Origin of the sequence: Anaerococcus provencensis, assembly GCF_000312365.2 — a bacterium.
GTDB lineage: Bacteria > Bacillota > Clostridia > Tissierellales > Peptoniphilaceae > Anaerococcus > Anaerococcus provencensis.
Window position 1 is genome coordinate 35,148 of record NZ_HG003691.1, and the last position, 17,606, is coordinate 52,753.

The 17,606-nt window shown below is 34.0% G+C and carries 18 protein-coding genes; 15 read left to right on the forward strand and 3 right to left on the reverse strand.

Annotated elements, in window-relative coordinates; translation table 11 throughout:
• The first annotated feature begins 92 nt into the window (after positions 1-92).
• Positions 93-1,208 (forward strand): transglutaminase domain-containing protein, encoded by a 1,116-nt coding sequence (locus tag BN38_RS10320; protein ID WP_044567641.1) that lies wholly within the window; start codon positions 93-95, stop codon positions 1,206-1,208.
• Between the two features lie 46 nt (positions 1,209-1,254).
• Here BN38_RS10320 and BN38_RS10325 read toward each other — a convergent pair whose 3' ends face one another.
• Genes BN38_RS10325 through BN38_RS10335 form a run of 3 tightly spaced genes read right to left on the reverse strand, consistent with a single transcriptional unit; the run spans position 1,255 to position 2,744 of the window.
• Positions 1,255-1,797 carry a tRNA (mnm(5)s(2)U34)-methyltransferase gene (locus tag BN38_RS10325; RefSeq protein WP_044567642.1) on the reverse strand — a complete coding sequence of 181 codons (543 nt, stop codon included), beginning with the start codon at positions 1,795-1,797 and terminating at the stop codon, positions 1,255-1,257.
• Positions 1,797-2,342, reverse strand: a complete 546-nt coding sequence (locus tag BN38_RS10330; RefSeq protein WP_044567643.1) for an ImmA/IrrE family metallo-endopeptidase — start codon at positions 2,340-2,342, stop codon at positions 1,797-1,799. The genes BN38_RS10325 and BN38_RS10330 overlap by 1 nt, the downstream gene beginning before the upstream one ends.
• Positions 2,343-2,744, reverse strand: a complete 402-nt coding sequence (locus BN38_RS10335; RefSeq protein ID WP_044567645.1) for a helix-turn-helix domain-containing protein — start codon at positions 2,742-2,744, stop codon at positions 2,343-2,345. It lies immediately after the preceding gene.
• A gap of 136 nt (positions 2,745-2,880) precedes the next feature.
• Between BN38_RS10335 and BN38_RS11480 the strand changes: the two genes are divergently transcribed.
• The 14 genes from BN38_RS11480 (at position 2,881) to BN38_RS10400 (ending at position 17,073) form a co-directional block, all read left to right on the forward strand.
• Complete coding sequence (locus BN38_RS11480; RefSeq protein WP_230197786.1) at positions 2,881-3,246, forward strand: DNA polymerase Y family protein; 366 nt, start codon at positions 2,881-2,883, stop codon at positions 3,244-3,246.
• 27 nt (positions 3,247-3,273) lie between these two features.
• A complete protein-coding gene (locus tag BN38_RS10340) occupies positions 3,274-4,122 on the forward strand; it encodes a DNA polymerase Y family protein (protein WP_230197787.1) in 849 nt (282 codons plus the stop codon).
• A 37-nt stretch (positions 4,123-4,159) separates the two neighbouring features.
• Positions 4,160-4,591: a DUF2188 domain-containing protein gene (locus tag BN38_RS10345; RefSeq protein ID WP_049944501.1), complete on the forward strand. Its 432-nt coding sequence runs from the start codon at positions 4,160-4,162 to the stop codon at positions 4,589-4,591.
• The gene (locus tag BN38_RS10350) at positions 4,588-4,998 is read left to right on the forward strand and encodes an ATP cone domain-containing protein (RefSeq protein WP_044567647.1); all 411 of its coding nucleotides are present in this window, start codon (positions 4,588-4,590) and stop codon (positions 4,996-4,998) included. The genes BN38_RS10345 and BN38_RS10350 overlap by 4 nt, the downstream gene beginning before the upstream one ends.
• Positions 4,999-5,012: 14 nt before the next feature.
• Positions 5,013-5,495, forward strand: coding sequence for a 23S rRNA (pseudouridine(1915)-N(3))-methyltransferase RlmH (gene rlmH / locus BN38_RS10355; RefSeq protein ID WP_044567648.1), 483 nt, complete (start codon positions 5,013-5,015; stop codon positions 5,493-5,495).
• A 691-nt stretch (positions 5,496-6,186) separates the two neighbouring features.
• Complete coding sequence (locus BN38_RS10360) at positions 6,187-7,527, forward strand: acetyl-CoA hydrolase/transferase C-terminal domain-containing protein (RefSeq protein ID WP_044567650.1); 1,341 nt, start codon at positions 6,187-6,189, stop codon at positions 7,525-7,527.
• Between the two features lie 231 nt (positions 7,528-7,758).
• Entirely contained in the window at positions 7,759-8,949 is a 1,191-nt protein-coding gene (locus BN38_RS10365) for an acetyl-CoA C-acetyltransferase (RefSeq protein ID WP_044567651.1), read from the forward strand.
• A 751-nt stretch (positions 8,950-9,700) separates the two neighbouring features.
• Entirely contained in the window at positions 9,701-10,372 is a 672-nt protein-coding gene (locus BN38_RS10370; protein ID WP_044567652.1) for a CoA transferase subunit A, read from the forward strand.
• A complete protein-coding gene (locus BN38_RS10375) occupies positions 10,365-11,039 on the forward strand; it encodes a CoA-transferase (protein ID WP_094777106.1) in 675 nt (224 codons plus the stop codon). Before BN38_RS10370 ends, BN38_RS10375 begins: the two co-directional genes overlap by 8 nt.
• 9 nt (positions 11,040-11,048) lie before the next feature.
• Positions 11,049-12,296, forward strand: a complete 1,248-nt coding sequence (locus BN38_RS10380) for a thiolase family protein (protein WP_044567654.1) — start codon at positions 11,049-11,051, stop codon at positions 12,294-12,296.
• Between the two features lie 105 nt (positions 12,297-12,401).
• Positions 12,402-13,691, forward strand: a complete 1,290-nt coding sequence (locus BN38_RS10385) for a GntP family permease (RefSeq protein WP_044567655.1) — start codon at positions 12,402-12,404, stop codon at positions 13,689-13,691.
• A 17-nt stretch (positions 13,692-13,708) separates the two neighbouring features.
• Positions 13,709-14,641 carry a 3-hydroxyacyl-CoA dehydrogenase family protein gene (locus tag BN38_RS10390; protein ID WP_044567660.1) on the forward strand — a complete coding sequence of 311 codons (933 nt, stop codon included), beginning with the start codon at positions 13,709-13,711 and terminating at the stop codon, positions 14,639-14,641.
• 27 nt (positions 14,642-14,668) lie between these two features.
• The gene (locus BN38_RS10395; RefSeq protein WP_044567661.1) at positions 14,669-16,135 is read left to right on the forward strand and encodes an SLC13 family permease; all 1,467 of its coding nucleotides are present in this window, start codon (positions 14,669-14,671) and stop codon (positions 16,133-16,135) included.
• Between the two features lie 23 nt (positions 16,136-16,158).
• A complete protein-coding gene (locus BN38_RS10400; RefSeq protein WP_044567662.1) occupies positions 16,159-17,073 on the forward strand; it encodes a LysR family transcriptional regulator in 915 nt (304 codons plus the stop codon).
• Positions 17,074-17,606 lie beyond the last annotated feature (533 nt).

Below are 17,606 nucleotides of genomic sequence, written 5' to 3' on the forward strand. Positions count from 1 at the left end.
AGGGGATTTTTTATTGATAAGCCTTTATAAATCTTACAAAAATTGTATACTTAATATAATGATGTAAAATTAACAATTTAGTGAGGAAGTATATGAAAAGAAAGCTTTTAACTTTATCCCTATCCCTGGCCATGGCTTTTGGCTGGTGTTCAATTAATATAAATCCTGCCTATGCTATATCAAATGAAGAACTAGCAGAGAATCTTGATCCTTCACCATTAGAATATCAAGTTGCGGCAGCAAAATACCTGCTCAAAAATTTCCCTCGTACTGTTTCCGGACAAACTAGGGTCAAGATACAAAGGCTACTTGCCGAATCCGAAGAAATCTTAAAAGAAGTATACGAATTTAAGAGCAAGTACGGACCAAAGGACAATACAAATATAAGGGTAAAGAATCAAATCAAGGCAAATCTTGACAAGAGAAATGAAAAATTTGTCGTAAATGTCAACTCTTACTCAAATAATAAACAATTAACAGACTGGTTCTTGGAAACTGCCAAAGAAGACTGGTATTTTTACTATAGTATGTATGACAAGGCAAATGTATCCACCAAGTACAATCCAAACAAGTCCAAGGCTGGCAAGGTTTATGTAGACTCAGCAACCTATTCTGTAATCTACAGAGAAGGCAATGAATCAGAGAGAATGGTTGAAGATTTTGCCAACCAATGGGTCAGCGAAAATATCAGCCCAAGTGACAGCGACTATCAAAAAGCACTCAAAATCCACGACTTTATTGTAAAAAGGAACTTTTACAATAGGGGAGATAGCAATGATATGAGTGGGGGATATTCTATCCACCATCCATCAAGTATCTTATTTGGCAATGGTGGCGTTTGCAATGCCTATGCGACTTTATTTGACAAGCTAGGAACCAAGGCAGGGCTTGACGTCCGCTATGCGACTGGTTTTTCTAAGAAAACTGGAGAAGCTCATATTTGGAATATGGTCAAGATAGATGGATATTGGTTTAACATAGATACAACATGGGATGATCCAACCATAACATTCTCTGATGGCTATGTTGAAAATATAGAAGATTTTGTAATATATGATTACTTCCTAAAAAGCGACAGAGAAATGGAAGCTTCAAGAAGTATAGACGAGGATATCAATAGACCAAAGGGAAATTCAACTATAAATACTGGACTTAAGAAATCTGTTATTAGAGAGATTGATGGTAAGTATAGGGTTGTAAATGACTAAAAAATAAGGTTAGCCTGCAATTTATGTAGCTAACCTTTTTATATGCTTATTTTTTGCCTACCATGTATAGATATGGAGGCGTATTTTTTTGGTTTTTGTAGGAGAGTTCAAGGACTACAAAATCTTTTTGATCTAAATTTCCTAAATATTTTTCTAGGCTTTGACTTTCCAAGAAACCCTCCTTGTGGCCTGGGTAGACCGTAATGAGGACCTTGCCATTTTTGGCCAGTAAATTTAGGACATTTTCTAAACTTTCTAGGGTAGAAGCTTCTTTTGTGGTGATATTTTTATCTCCCCTTGGCAGATAACCTAGGTTATAGACAGCTAAATCAATCTCTTCGCTTATGTATTTATCAATATTGGCATGGCTATCTAGGATAAATTTAAAATCATCTCTATTTCCTATGAAAGCTTCTGTATTTTCCTTGGCTTCTTTTTGGATATCAAAGGCATAGAGGATTTTTGGATTAAGATTTTCCAAAATAAACTTACTATCATAACCATTGCCAGCTGTCATATCTACAGCAATATTGATATTTTTTTCTCTTTTTATAATTTCTTTTACAAGTTCTGTAGTTTTTTCAATCATTAGTAATTACCAAAATTTTCATTGTTTCCATCAATCTGAGTAAAAAACTTTGAGTCTGCTTCATTTTTTACAATAGGCATACCCATCCTATGCATTTCATTGAGCTTAAAAATCATGAGATTGACGTTTACATCATAAAGACTTGCCAATTCATTGTAGGTATATCCTTGTTTTATATCATCTATGAGGGAATCTTCGTTTATAAGTAGGTGGGCTGCAAAGATATTTGCTTCTATCTCCATATCAGTCTTTATATCAAAAAGTTGATATTCTGCAAGGCCGTCTTTGACTTCATCCCTGTGGTAGAAGTCGTGGCCTAGCTCGTGGGCCAAAACCATATTTATGATTGGATCTCCTACATAGGGATTGTAGAAGACAAAGCGGTTTCTCTTGATAATCTTATACATGCCCAAAAGCTTTGTCCTAGTAGAAAAGGGCAAGAGAAATACTCCGCGATCTTCTAGGATTTCTTTGGGATCTCGACTTTTGTGTTTTTTTATTAAGTTTTTTGTATCCAAATAAATTTTATCATATGATACAGGCATTTATTTTCCCTTGTTTGGTGAATATTTTTTGTTTTCTGTCTTGGCTATATAGTAGGCTTCGCTTATGGCATCTAGTATTGCCTTTTTGTCCTTTTCTGGGACTTCGCCACCTGCCATAAGGCCTATTACTCCCCTTACCATTTCCTCTGCATCTTTTGCACCTACACTGCCATAGCGTTCTCTAGCTGATAGGATGAAGTCTTCCTCATCTGTCACCAAATAATCGTGGGTAGTATCCAAGGCTTCTGCTAGGGCATCGTAAGTCTTCCTATATCTTGGCTTGCTTTGGCCAGATTCGTATCTTGATATAGTTTTGAGGGAGACCTGGCAATAATTCGCCAATTCTTCCTGAGTCATATTTTTGCTTTCTCTTAATTCTTTTAATTTTTTTGCAAATGGCATTGTTTCTCCTTATGGTCGTTTAATGACTAAAAATTTCCTGTTGACATAAGACTCTAAATGTCTTACAATAGTCTCGAAAGTCGCTTGTTGTCTATATTATACATTCAAAGTCTAAGAATATCAATAGGAGTTTTTAATGAATAGAGTAATTTTACATTCAGATATGAACGCTTGCTATGCATTCATAGAAGCAAAGCTAAATCCAGATCTTAAGGGAATTCCAATGGCCGTAGCAGGAAATCCAGCAAATCGCCATGGGATAATACTTGCCAAAAGTGAGAAGGCAAAAAAGATGGGAGTAAAGACAGGAGAGCCTATTTGGCAGGCTATGAGCAAGTGTCCAGACCTTACCATAGTTCCACCTCATTATGAGGAGTATTTGAGACACTCAAAGATGGCTAGAGCCCTTTACTACGAGTACACCAACCAGGTAGAGCCCTTTGGTCTTGATGAATGCTATTTGGATGTGACAGGATCTGTCCACCTATTTGGATCTGGATAAGAGATAGCAGAAGAGATTAGAAAAAGAATGAAAGAAGAAATAGGCATAAGTGTAAGTGTTGGGGTAAGTTTTTGTAAAATTTTTGCAAAACTAGGCAGCGATATGAAAAAGCCTGACGCCACCACTGTAATAAGCGAGGAAAATTTTAGAGAAAAAGTCTGGCCACTTCCTGTTCGTGACTTGGTAGGTATAGGTCCTGCCACAGAGAGAAAATTAAATAAGATTGGCATCTTTACTCTGGGTGATATTAGCCAGACGCCGATTAAACTTATGAAAAATTTGCTTGGCATAAACGGTGTTTACCTATGGCAGTATTGCAATGGTATGGACATAAGGCCAGTTGTTGACCGTGACCACAAAGAAGCCATCAAATCCATAGGCAATAGTTCTACAACAAGGAGAGATTTAAATAGTGATGAGGAAGTCTTCAACGTCCTCCAAGAACTTTCATTTTCTGTTTCAAGAAGGCTTAGAGAGGCAGAACTTGAGGCCATGGGAGTAGAAGTGTTTGTAAGAAATAGCGAGCTTCAAAGTTTCAATTTTTCAAAAAAGATAAATATGGCAAGCCAATCATCAATAATTTTAGTAAGAGAAGCCATGGAAATTTTCAAAGAAAAATACCGTTGGGCCTTTCCGGTCAGGGCAGTGGGTATTCGTGCCATCAACCTTAGAAGTCAGGGCGGAGGCAGTCAAATGGACGTTTTTTTAAACCATGAGAAGTTTCAAAAAAGTGAAGATGTTGACACTTGCTTGTATAAGATTAGAAAAAAATACGGCAAAAATTCTATAACTTTTGCAGCTCTCAAGAAAGATATAGGGCTTCCAAGTGATATGACAGAAATAGTAACCCTACCAAATAGACATTATAATATGTAAATGGGTAGAAATATATAAAGCAAACAAAAGAGGTGAGATGATGGTATTTGACAGAAGAAATTATCCAAACTCGATGAAAAACTTGGACAAGATCATAAGAGATAAGGCAATAGATATTGCCAATGCTATGCTAGAAGATGGCTACGACGAAGACAATGCCATACCCATAGCCATAGCCCAAGCCAAAGACTGGGCAAGTGATGCCAGCAAATCTGAAAAAGAGCAAATACGAAAAAAAGATTTGAAAGATCACAAGAAATCTGAAGGCAAAAGCGGAGCAAGACTCCAAGATGCAGACATAGAAGTTTCCTACAACCACGATAAGGAAAAGTGGCAAGTCAAATCAAAGGGAGCAGACCAAGTAGAAGGCTATTACGATAAAAAGCAAACGGCCAAAAAACGAGCAGAAGAAATAGCAGAAAATCGCCAAAGCAAAGTAATAACAAAGACAAAGGAAGGATCAAAATGAGCGAATTAAGTAATATTGTAAACGAATACCTAAAAGACAAAAACTACAACATAGATCAATTAGCAGAAGAGATGGACAAGCTAAAAATTGATGCAATAAAAAACTATCTAGACAATTCAACAAGTGATAAGACATTTGTAATCAAAAGAAGTGGCAACATAGAAGAATATTCATTTGATAAGCTAATAAGGTCCATAAAAAATGCTGCAGATGAAAACAAGCAACAACTAAACACATCAGACATTGAAATATTGATAAAAGACGTTGAAAAAAGCATGAAAGAAAGAAATAGAAAAGTATTTAGAACAGATGAAATCAAAGAATATGTCAAAAATGCCTTAGTAAACGAAGGCTACAGTCAAATTTATGATTCCTACGTCCACTACGTACAAAATCAATACAACTAGAACTAAGGGCAAAAATGGATATAAAAATCATAGCAGTAGGAAAAATTAAAGAGAAATTTTACAAAGAAGCCATAGACGAATACTTAAAAAGAATGCAAGCTTACAACAGGCTAGAAATAATCGAAGTAGCAGACGAAATGGCAGCAGAAACCCTATCAGAAAAAGAACTAGAACAAGTAAAGGAAAAAGAAGGAGAACGAATACTAGGCAAAATAAGCAAAGAAGACTATGTAGTAAGCCTAGAAATCCCAGGCAAGCAAATGGACAGCATAGAATTTGCCAAATTCATAGAAAACGAAATGGCCGAAGGATTCGGCAGAAACCTAGTATTTATAATAGGAGGCTCCAACGGCCTAGCAAAAGAAGTAAGCCAAAGATCAAACAAAAAACTATCCTTCGGAAAAATGACCTACCCCCACCAACTAATGAGAGTAATACTAACAGAACAAATATACAGAGCCTACAGGATAATAAATGGACATCCGTATCATAAGTAGTCCCACGCTCATGGGTGGAAAATGCGAAGCATTTTTCATCTGCGAGATAAGCGAAGTTGCGAAGGTCCTCCTCGAGCCGGACGGGCTAGATGCGAATCCGCAGAACTAAGCGAGAAAACCCCAAGAGGGTTTTCGAGAGGACTCTAGCATCTTGGGTGGAAACTGCAAGGTGTGTCCGATCTCCTGGACCATTTTTCATTTTCGAGACGAACGTAGAAGCGTAGGTTCTCCCCGAGCCGGACGGGCTATTCTCGGGCCTACGCCCTTCGACCACTCCGTGGAGGGTCCTCACTTAGCCGGACAGGCTAGTTTTGAATCCGCAGAACTAAGCACATAAATGTCCTATAAACGGACATTTATGCCAAAAACTAGTGCGAAAGCGCGAAAAAGATTCGTAGAATCGAGTTTTAGTGGAAGCCACGCAGTGGCCATCGAGAGGACGAGCATTTTGGGTGGCCGATTTATAACCTGTCATATCTGAGATGAAGTAATAAGTATAGAACGAACAAATTACTTTATTTTCTATTAGGCCACAGCAAGAGAAAACAAGGTGTGAAAAGTTTTTACACTTGATGGCCAAAGTATCTATTTCTATATAAAACTTTGTTACAAATTGTATTTTGTTGATATTTAATATCAATTTGATATAATTTAAATATAAGAAAACGATTTTAAATTGAGGAGAAGTATTATGGACTATAAAAAAATGTATGAAGAGAAGCTAATTACAGCAGATAAAGCTGCTGGAATGGTTAAAGATGGCGACTGGGTAGATATAGGTTGGTGCTCTCTAACAGCAAAAGCTTTTGATGAAGCTTTGGCAAAGAGAGTGGATGAACTTCACGATGTCAAGATAAAAGGCGGAGTTGTTCCTTATAAACTTGCTATAGGTGAGGCTGATCAAACAGGTGAACACTTCATCTACCATTCTTGGCACTCATCAGGAACTGAGAGAAACCTAATAAACAATAACAAATATGGCGCTTTCTTCATTCCTATCAAATACAGTGAACTTCCAAGATATGTAAGGGAAAATGCTGGAAGACTAAATGTCGCTGTAACCCAAGTTGCGCCAATGGATAAACACGGTAACTTCAACTTCGGTTTATCTGCAAGTCACGCAATGGCTACTTTTGAAATGGCTGATAAAATTATACTTGAAGTAAATGAAAATGTTCCAGTTGCTCTAGGTGGATATCAAAACTATATCAATATCAAAGATGTTGACTATGTTTATGAAGCAAATAGTGATATGTTAACCCTTGGCAAGGCAAAATTTGGTGAAGAAGAACTACAAGTTGCTGAACACGTTGTGGGACTTCTAAGAGATGGCGACTGCCTACAAATTGGGATAGGTGGACTTCCAAATGCTATAGGTTCAGAAATTGCTAAATCAGACCTAAAAGACCTAGGTGTTCATACTGAAATGTATGTGGATTCCTTTGTAGATATGGCAATGGCTGGCAAAATTACAGGTAGAAAGAAAAATCACGATATAGGACGTCAAACATATGCTTTTGCAGCAGGTAGCCAAGAACTTTATGACTATATAGATGGCAACGAAGAACTTATGGCAGTTCCAGTAGATTATGCCAACGATATAGATGCCATAGCATCCTTAGATAACTTTGTATCTATAAATACTGCTATGGAAGTAGATTTATGGGGACAAATTTCTTCTGAAACAGTTGGAACAAGACATATTTCTGGAGCAGGTGGAGCTCTTGACTTTATCCTAGGTGCTTATAGATCTAAGGGTGGTCGTTCAATAGTTGCCCTTAAATCTTCTAGAGTTGATAAAGAAGGCAAGAGAATTTCAAATATCGTTCCTACCTTTAAGCCAGGTACCCAAGCAACTGCAGTTAGAAGTAACACCCACTATATAGCTACAGAACAAGGTATCAAAAACTTCAAAGGCCTATCAACATGGCAAGCAGCAGAAGCTCTAATAGAATTGGCTCACCCAGATAATAGAGATGAACTAATAAAAGAAGCTGAAAAACTTGGTATTTGGAGACTTTCAAATAAATAAAATAAACTAACAAATGGCGGAGTGTATATGATGCACTTCGCTATTTTTATATGAATTTATATTGTTATTTTATCTTTAAATAATGTTAGATAATAAACAAGGTCACCATAATTTTATGAATATTCATTATTAAGTGAAAATGTTTGCAAAAAACTATTTTAGTAATATAGTGTAACTGTCTAGTTAATTAATTGTATAAAAATTTTAAAATATAAGGAAGGCTTAAGAATTATGGAAAAAAGAGAAAGTGTTATACTTGCCTATGCGAGAACTCCATTTGGTAAATTTGGGGGAGCATTAAGGCCACTAGAAGCTACAGAACTTGGTGGTATTGCAATCCGTGGAGCTATTGATAGAGCTGGTATTAAGGATAGCGATATAGACTATGTGCTTATGGGCAATGTTTTGCAAGCTGGTGAGGGACAAATACCATCCCGTCAAGCTACAAGAGCTGCAGGCATCGATTGGTCTGTACCTTCACAAACAATCAATAAGGTTTGTGCATCAAGTTTTACAGCAGTAACACTTGCTGATATGATGATTCGTGCTGGTAATATCGACCTTGCAATTGCGGGTGGTATGGAATCGATGTCCAATGCACCATTTGCAAGTAAGGATATGAGATGGGGTCATAGAATGTTTAATGCAGAATTCAAGGACCTTATGGTAACAGATGGACTTTGGGACCCTTGGTATGACCAACACATGGGATCTTCTGCAGGTAAAACAGCAGCTGGGTACAAGATAAGCAGACAAGAACAAGATAGATGGGCTGCAATAAGCCAACAAAGAGCTGAGGAAGCTATGGAAGCTGGTCGTCTAGATGAAGATATAGTTCCAGTTGAAGTTCCACAAAGAAAAGGCAATCCAATCATAGTTGACAAGGATGAACAACCTAGAAAAGGTGTAACAGAAGAAACTCTAGCAAAACTATCTGGCTTATTTTTCAAAGAAAACACAGTAACAGCTGGCAATGCTCCAGCAACAAATGACGGTGCATCAGCCCTAGTTATAGCAAGCAGAGACAAGGCAGAAGAACTTGGAATCAAACCTCTTGCAACAATTGTAGATACAGCTTGGGTATCAAAAGATTCACCATATATAGTAGATGTACCAGGAGAATCAATCAAGAAACTTCTAGAAGCTAATGACCTTACTGTAGATGATATTGATGTATTTGAAGTAAACGAAGCCTTTGCAGCGGTTGTAAACAGAACTCAACAAATCGTTGCAATTCCAGATGATAAACTAAATGTAAATGGTGGAGCTATTGCTTTTGGTCACCCAATAGGAGCTACAGGTGGTAGAATTATAATGCAATTAGTAAGCGCTATGAAGCAAAGAAATGCTAAATTAGGAGTTGCAGCAATATGCTCTGGTGGAGCTCAAGGTGATGCAGTTCTAATCAGAATGGAAGATTAATAGCAAACAAAAATGATCCTTGCTAGGAAAAGCAATATTTATTTTACGTTGCGCTGTAAATAATTCTGTGTATCAGCCTTAATCCTGATATGCTGTGTATCAGTAAAACGGAGTACAATATTTGATCAAATAGTTGTAGTGGATGCTAACTTACACTCTGTAAGTAGCATCCATTTTGTTTTTTTAAAAACTTTTTATAATGTCTTGCCAATTATATCTGTGACCATACTTATTGTATTTCTTATATCTTTTCAGTATAAATTGTACTATTTATTGTATCCTAATCAGTATGTTCTATACACAAACTATTTCAGTACCTCTATAAGGATTATTATTTGAATTAAATCACAATATGCCAGACTATAAATATGATGGTGTAAAAGAGCTACTGTTTAGCTCCTATTTTATTAGAATTGTTAATGATTTTTTTGAAATTATTAACGTTTAGAATTGCTAAATTTATATATTTTAAGGTTTTTATTCTGTTTTATAATCTTTATAAATATACATTAGTCGAAGATAGATTAAATATATGTATTAATTAAATACATTTATTTTGTTATTTATCGTTGATATCGTGAATTCATTAAGATATTTTTTAATATTTAAATTAATGTTTTAATAAATTAAAGCGTATAGTTTTTTGAAAGTCGATAACTTTAAGTTATAGACAAGATAAGAAAACGATATTTTACATTGTAAACGTTTTATTATATATTTGATATCAAAGAAATAATAAAGGAGGTAAGAAATGCAAAATAAAATTATAACTGCGAAAGATGCCGCTGATATTGTCAAAAATGGTGATCGAATAATGATTGGAGGATTTGCAGGAAGTGGAAATCCTATGAAAGTAGTACATGAGATAAAAAAAAAGAACGTTAAAGATCTCATATTAATTGGAAACGATACTGGGGATACTTATATTTTAGACGATCATGTGGGTGTGTTAGTTGACAATCATCAAATTAAAAAAGCAATTGTGACACACATTGGGAGGAATCCTGAGACATGCAGACAATTTCAAAATGGTGAAATAGAAGTTGAGTTTGTTCCACAAGGAACTCTAGTTGAAAGAATACGATGTGCGGGTTATGGGCTTGGTGCTGCTATTACAAAAACTGGAGTAGGCACTGAGATTGAAGAAGGAAAAGATAAAATCACAATAGATGGAGAAGAATATTTGATTGAAAAACCAATTTTTGCTGATGTATGTGTAGTTAAAGTAAGGCAAGCGGATAAGATGGGAAATGTTGTATTCCATGGAAGTGACAGAGCTCATTCCCAAGTTATGTTAGCTGCTGCAAACGTATCTATTGTTCAAGCAGATGAAATAGTAGAAATTGGTGAACTTGATCCAGACCAAATTACAGTACCTGGAATATTTGTTGATTATATCGTAGATGGAGGTCAAGATGACTGAACTTTCAAGAGAGCAAAAAAACACAATCATTGCTAAAAATATCGCGATGAATTTAGAACCAAACTCTTATATAAATTTAGGAGTAGGTCTACCTACTGAAGTGGCTTACTATATCAAGCCAGAGCAAAATATTATATTACATGCCGAAAATGGTCTTATTGGCACTGCTGGAGATGTAAAAAAAGGTGAGACATTTGATCCCGATGTAATTAGTTCTTCAGGATTCCCAACAACTTATAAAGAAGGAGCGTCATTTTTCGATTCGGCTCTATCTTTCGGAATTATTAGAGGCGGACATTTAAGTGCTACAGTACTAGGCACTATGGAGGTTGATCAACATGGAAATATCGCAAACTACACAATTCCAGGAAAGTTAGTTGTTGGAATGGGAGGAGCAATGGATTTATGCGTGGGAGCTAGAAATGTAATCATAGCTACAACTCACACAAATAAGGAAAGACCAAAGATTTTAAAAGAGTGTAGAATTCCTCTTACAGCAAAAAATGTAGCTACACAAATTGTTACTGAAAAGGCAATTTTTGATGTTAAGGGAACGTATCTTTTACTAACTCATTATAATCCTATATTTGATATTGAAGATATTATTAATGAAGTAGAAGCAGATGTAAAAGTCGCAGATGATTTGAAACAAATGATAACAGAATAAGGAGAAGAAATGATCAAATTAAATAATGAAGAAATTGTTTTTGTAGGCGCAGCACGTACTCCTGTTGGCGCATATTTAGGAGATTTAAAAACAGTAAAAGTTCAGGAACTTGGAGTTATAGCTTTGCAAGAAGCTATTAAAAGAGCTGGAATTAATAAAAATGAAATTGACGAAGTAATAGTTGGACACGTAACAGGTTCTCAAACTACAAATAACTTGGGTGAAATTATCGCAATTGATACAGGTCTTAAAAATGCTGTTACTGGAATGACAGTAAATAGAATTTGTGGATCTGGAATGCAATCAGCAGTTAGTGCGGCATTGGAACTTCGTGCTGGGAAGAAAAAAGTAATAGCGGCAGGTGGAGCAGAATCACTTTCTAGGGCTCCATATATGTTGCCAGAAGAAGCGAGATTTCAAGGATTTAGAATGGGAGATTCTAGATTGATTGATGCTAATGATGAAGGTCACAGAACTGCTTCTGGAAGAGATTCAGGAGTAAATCATATGGGAAATACCGCTGAAAATGTAGTTAGATTATTAAATATTCCAAGAGAGGATCAAGATAGGTTTGCATATGACAGTCAAATGAAAGCAAAGAAAGCTATGGAAAATGGAAGATTTGCCCAAGAGATTGTTCCTGTAGAGGTTAAAGGAAGAAAGGGAAAAACTATTGTCGTAGAAAAAGACGGACATCCAAGACCAGACACTACATTAGAAGGTTTAGCAATATTAAAACCTGTATTTGAAAAGGATGGGACAGTAACAGCAGGAAATGCTTCTGGTTTAAATGATGGTGGAGCTTTTGAAATAATGACAACTGAGTCTTATGCAAAAGAACATGGACTAGAGGTTATGGCAACATTAGTAGACTATTCTATTACAGGAGTTAAACCTCAAATCATGGGACTAGGTCCAGTTGAAGCAATTGAAAATGTTTGCAAAAATAATGGACTTAATCTATTTAAAGATATAGATGTGTTGGAAATAAATGAAGCGTTTGCAGGACAAACTGTAGGATGTTTAATAAAACTTGGAATTGACTTTGATTCAGATTTTTATAAATATAAATTTAATCCACATGGTGGAGCTGTAGCTTTAGGGCATCCATTAGGAATGACGGGGGCAAGAATTATTACTACTATTTTATACGAGTTCAAGAATAGACCTGACATAAGATATGCCATAGCATCTGCTTGTATAGGTGGAGGACAAGGAATAGCGTTACTTCTTGAAAATGGATACTATAATAAATAATTGATTTGCCCACTTAATAAATATTTAATTAAGTGGGTTATAAATCCATTTTTTCGACATTTATTATTTTTTAAGATTCTAATTTATATAATTAAGGAATACTTTATGGATACTTTATTTTTAGTACTAGCAGTAATTTTAATAACAGTTTTAGCTATTAAAGGTGTACCAATTTTTTACAGTGCTTTAATTACTAGTGTATTTGTACTAATTACTTCTGGAATGAACGTTGTTGATGGAATTACTGTTACATACGTCAAAGCTTTCTCTCAATATATAGAAAGTAACTTCTTTATATTTATTTTTGGTGCAATTTTTGGGAAAATAGTTGAACTCTCAGGAGCTGCAAATTCAATAGCTGATTATATAGTTGCAAAGATTGGCAAAAAATTTATAGTTCCAGCCATAATAATTGCTGGTGGTATTATGGGATACGGTGGAATATCAGTTTTCGTAGGGATTTTCGCGCTATATCCTTTAATATTCGCTATGTTTGAAAAAGCGAATATTTCCAGAACTCTTGCTCCAGGTCTATATTTGGCAGCAGCAGGCTCTTTTTCAGTGTGGATGCCAGGCTCTCCATCTATTCAGTTACTAATTCCAGTACAGAGTTTAGGAACTAATACATTTTCAGCAGCTGGGCCAGGATTTGTCGTAGGATTTATTCAAATAATACTCGAGATTCTATTCTGTAACTGGTATGTAAAGTACACTCAAAAGAAAGGAATTGTGTGGGAAGGTTCAGAAGGACTAGGTATTTTAGAACAAAATGAATCAAGAATTTATCCAAACTTTTTTGTGGCAATATTGCCAATGGTTATATTGATTGTTTCATTAGGATTTTTCAATATACACCCTGCATTTGGACTTCTTATAGGTATAATAGCAGGATTAATAATCTATAGTAGACATTTACCCTATAAAGATGGAATGTGGGATCATTTACAAAAAGGATTTATGTCAGGAGTATCTGCTTTAATGGCGACTTGTGCAGTTGTTGGATTTGGCGGAGTTATACAGGAGACCACAGCTTTTCAAAATTTAATAAACTTAGTAGTTGCAACCAATGCAAATCCTATAATAGCATCAACAGGAATAACTTCAGTTTTGGCAGGAATATGTGGTTCAGGAACAGGTGCAGAATCAATGGCGCTTCCGATAATAAAGCAATATTTCATTCCATTGGGAGTGAATGTAGATGCTTTAACTAGAATACTTGCACTTTCAACTATGATATTTACATTGCCTTCAAATGGCGTGGTAAATACGGCAATAACTGCTGCAAATTCAACTCATAAGAAATCTTATCCAATGATATTTGTAACAGTATCACTTATGTCTTTTATATCGGCAATACTTTTATTGATAGCTTTTTCAATCACGGGAATGATGTAAAAATTTAGGAGGAATAAATGAAAAAAATTGGAATTATTGGAACAGGTATGATAGGGACAAGTTTGGCAGTTCTTATGACATCTCATTCCATAAAAACAGTAGTACTCGCTGTAAACGAGGAACTAAAAAACGAAAGCATAGGACAATTTAAAAAATTTTTAAATAAACTTAAAAATGAGGATATTATAGATTCAGATAATATTTTAGGATGTGAAAATTATTTAGAATACACATACGAATATGAAGATTTAAAAGATTGTCAATATATTTTTGAAGCTGTAGTAGAAAATTTAGATGTAAAACATGAGGTTTATCAAAAAATAGAAGAAAATGTAAGTGACTTAAAGGCTATTTGTTCAGTATCTTCTGCAATTGAAGTTGATAAACTAAACGAAAAAATGAGTAAGTACAAAGAAAAATTATTAGTTACACATCCGTTTTTCCCTCCTCATTATGTTCCATATTTTGAAATTGCTTATGGTAAATCAACTGATAAAGATACAATTGACGAAGTAAAGAGAATGCTAGAGGATATGGATAGAAAAGTAGTGATTCTTAAAAAGTCCGTGCCAGGATTTATAGGGAATAGGCTACAATTTGCCCTATATAGAGAGGCTTTGAACTTGGTTCAAAATGGAATTGCTAATCCAGAAGATATTGATATTTGTTTAAAATATAGTTTTTGTCCTCGATACACATCGATTGGAATGTTTGAACATTTTGATAATGGAGGATTGATATTAAATTATGAAGTGTGCAACACAATATTTCCTAGCCTAAGTAATCAGGATAAGCCACCTAGAGTTTTGAAAGATTTAGTAGATAATGATGAACTTGGAAGATTGAGTGGAAAGGGATTTTATACTTGGGATGAAGAATTTACAAAAGATTTTGAAAAGAGGGTATCGAAACCATATTTAAGATTTATAAATTGGAAGTTTCCTGGTTAAGATATATAAGAGTGAGTGATTTGCTTTATGGAAAAAGAAATATTTAAATACAATTCAAAAGACTTAAGAAAGATCATTTTTTGTTTTGCTGTAATTGCTATTTTTTGGATATTACCACCTATAGAACCAATAACAAAATCGGGAATGGAAGTTATAGGAATATTTATAGGTGTAGTTTTGTTACTATCTATGGTGGATATAGTATGGCCTGTTTTTTTCTGCTTTGCAATCTTACCTTTAACTGGAGTTGTAACTATAAATGATGTAATAGCAGGATCTCTTGGTAGTTGGATTATAACGTTTGTAATTGCCAGTTTTATTATGACTACAGCATTAAATAAGTCAGGATTTACATCTAGACTTACAATGTACTATATGACAAGGAAAATTGCAGCAAAGAGCCCCTGGATATTTACATTTTCATTCTATTCGATAGCGATGATAATAGGAATGTTTATGGACCAAGTTCCTGCAACTGCGTTTTTTTTGATGTTTTCAAAGGAAGTTTTAGATAAAATAGGTTATTGTAAAGATGATAAGTACTCTCATATTCTTACAATGGGTGCTGTATTTTCGGTAAATATTGGAGGAGCTATGACTCCAATTTCACACTCGCTTGTAATGCTGGGTCTTGGGATATTTCAAGAAATCACTGGTGACACTATTAACCTACTAACTTACATGATGTATGCCGTTCCAGTTGGGATAGCATTATTTATAATGTTGTGTTTAACTGTTAGGTTTATAATAAAGCCAGACGTATCGAAGTTTGAAAATTTTGATATTGAATCTCTAAAAGATAAAAATAGAAAAGAAATGGGATTAGTTGAAAAAACAACTGTAGTCATATTTTTTGGAACAGTTATTATGTGGATACTTCCTGGATTTTTGTCGTTATTTTTACCTAAGGATAATTTGGTTTTAGAATTTTTATCCAGGTTTTCTATTACTTTTTGGGCAGTGGTGGCTGTAGTTTTATTTGCCATTATTAGAATAAATGATGAACCAATATTGAATTTAAAAGAAACAATTGAAAATAATTTCCAGTGGGGGGTGATACTGTTTATATCAATAGGAGTTGTTTTGGGATCAATTGTATCTAAACCAGAGGTGGGGTTGAATGATTTTATCATTGAAAAATTAAATCCAGTACTTGCTAATACGACATCAGTTTTGATAATAATATTATTAGCTTTTGTAACTTTAATCTTAACTAATTTTGCATCAAATGTTACTACAATTACTGTAATGACTACTGTCGCTGTCACCATATCTATGGGTAATAATCCGATAGATCCAGTTGCAATGGCTATAACAACAACAATGTGTGGATCTCTTGCTTTTGTACTACCATCATCTTTTGCACCAATTGCTTTGCTACATTCTCATGAATATTCAAATAGCAAACTAATTATTTTCTCAGGCGTATTGATGATAATATTCTCTACATTGTTAACTACTTTTATAGGATATAATATTATAAGTACTATATAATAAATGAAGATAGAGGGTAGCATATGGATATAGAAAACATGAAAAATTTTATAGAAATATGTAAAAATGATTATAACGTAACTAAGACCAGCGAGAAGGTAAACATCTCACAACCAGCACTTAGTAAGATGATTAATCAAATGGAAGATGAATTTAACACAGACATATTTTTAAAAAATAGAGGGAAATTTATAGGATTAACTGAAACTGGTAAGATAATTTTTAGCAGATTTCAAGAGATAGTAAGCTCGTACAACTTATTAAAATTGCAAGTTTCTGAAGTAGAACAGGGATACTCTAAAGATATAAAAATAGGTGTTTCACCAAAGGTTTTGGACATTCTCATGAAAGACAATATTTATAAGCTTTATGAGAATAACGATTTATCAATTGAATTTGTCGAAGGAGATATAGAGTATCTAATTAATGAATTTGTGAATAAAAAAATAGATATTATTGTAATTCTTTCATTAAATGAATTAGACTCGTCCGAGTACTATTCAATTAGAATAGCTACGAGTGAATATGTTGCTATAATGAATAAAAATCATATTTTGGGGAATAATAATAAAATTAAATGGCATGATCTTGAAAATATGAAAATAGCTACTCCTACAAAATCAAGTCAGACGTATCGTATGATTATGGAAAAGATTAATAATAAAAAAATTACGCTAAAAAATATTTTTACACTATCCTCAGATAAGATGTTAATAGAGCTCCCAATTAATGAAGATATTATTACTATACTGCCAGAAAATTTTTATTATGAGTACAATTTAGATGATGATATAATAATGAAAAAATTTGAAAAGACTGAATATTGGCATGTTGATATGTATGTTTCTAAAGAAGACAAAGAACTTAATTCAAATACTTACAAAGTTTTTGAAAAATTGGGATATCTACTAAATATGAATACACATGGAGAGTTATAGAATTTTATGGTAGTAAATAGTTTATAAAATTATAATATAGTGTATTAGTACATTTTGTAATCTATTTATGATAATTCAAAATACTAAAATATTATAAAGGATATATTTTGTATAGCTCGTGAAAAAAATTTAACACCTTAGTCTATTATATATAAAAGGGTTGTACGATAAATCGTGTTAGAAGAGGTTATGAAACTTCTTCTGATGCGATTTTTTTGTTACTGAAAACATCTTAAAATATATTGGTTTTATTAATTTTTTTTATTTATGAATGCTCAAATGGATTAATTTGAAGTATTAACAACTATGTTATTGTATTAAAAAGAGTAGTTGTTGACTATAGACTACTTGTTAGTTAAAGAATTAAAATATTTCTTACTAGAAAATTTATTAATGCAAGTTGATTAAAAGTAGGTCATTTGAGAAACATTTATTAAACTTATGTAAAAAAATTCCATGGATAGTAATTCCTATCCATGGAAGAGTATTTGGTTAATTATTATTTACCAACACTATTTGACATAGAGCCTATT

Excerpts from the sequence above, each read along its gene's own strand:
- BN38_RS10320 (WP_044567641.1), top strand. The coding sequence starts at position 93 with ATGAAAAGAAAGCTTTTAACTTTATCCCTATCCCTGGCCATGGCTTTT.
- BN38_RS10325 (WP_044567642.1), bottom strand. The coding sequence starts at position 1,797 with ATGATTGAAAAAACTACAGAACTTGTAAAAGAAATTATAAAAAGAGAA.
- BN38_RS10330 (WP_044567643.1), bottom strand. The coding sequence starts at position 2,342 with ATGCCTGTATCATATGATAAAATTTATTTGGATACAAAAAACTTAATA.
- BN38_RS10335 (WP_044567645.1), bottom strand. The coding sequence starts at position 2,744 with ATGCCATTTGCAAAAAAATTAAAAGAATTAAGAGAAAGCAAAAATATG.
- BN38_RS11480 (WP_230197786.1), top strand. The coding sequence starts at position 2,881 with ATGAATAGAGTAATTTTACATTCAGATATGAACGCTTGCTATGCATTC.
- BN38_RS10340 (WP_230197787.1), top strand. The coding sequence starts at position 3,274 with ATGAAAGAAGAAATAGGCATAAGTGTAAGTGTTGGGGTAAGTTTTTGT.
- BN38_RS10345 (WP_049944501.1), top strand. The coding sequence starts at position 4,160 with ATGATGGTATTTGACAGAAGAAATTATCCAAACTCGATGAAAAACTTG.
- BN38_RS10350 (WP_044567647.1), top strand. The coding sequence starts at position 4,588 with ATGAGCGAATTAAGTAATATTGTAAACGAATACCTAAAAGACAAAAAC.
- rlmH (WP_044567648.1), top strand. The coding sequence starts at position 5,013 with ATGGATATAAAAATCATAGCAGTAGGAAAAATTAAAGAGAAATTTTAC.
- BN38_RS10360 (WP_044567650.1), top strand. The coding sequence starts at position 6,187 with ATGGACTATAAAAAAATGTATGAAGAGAAGCTAATTACAGCAGATAAA.
- BN38_RS10365 (WP_044567651.1), top strand. The coding sequence starts at position 7,759 with ATGGAAAAAAGAGAAAGTGTTATACTTGCCTATGCGAGAACTCCATTT.
- BN38_RS10370 (WP_044567652.1), top strand. The coding sequence starts at position 9,701 with ATGCAAAATAAAATTATAACTGCGAAAGATGCCGCTGATATTGTCAAA.
- BN38_RS10375 (WP_094777106.1), top strand. The coding sequence starts at position 10,365 with ATGACTGAACTTTCAAGAGAGCAAAAAAACACAATCATTGCTAAAAAT.
- BN38_RS10380 (WP_044567654.1), top strand. The coding sequence starts at position 11,049 with ATGATCAAATTAAATAATGAAGAAATTGTTTTTGTAGGCGCAGCACGT.
- BN38_RS10385 (WP_044567655.1), top strand. The coding sequence starts at position 12,402 with ATGGATACTTTATTTTTAGTACTAGCAGTAATTTTAATAACAGTTTTA.
- BN38_RS10390 (WP_044567660.1), top strand. The coding sequence starts at position 13,709 with ATGAAAAAAATTGGAATTATTGGAACAGGTATGATAGGGACAAGTTTG.
- BN38_RS10395 (WP_044567661.1), top strand. The coding sequence starts at position 14,669 with ATGGAAAAAGAAATATTTAAATACAATTCAAAAGACTTAAGAAAGATC.
- BN38_RS10400 (WP_044567662.1), top strand. The coding sequence starts at position 16,159 with ATGGATATAGAAAACATGAAAAATTTTATAGAAATATGTAAAAATGAT.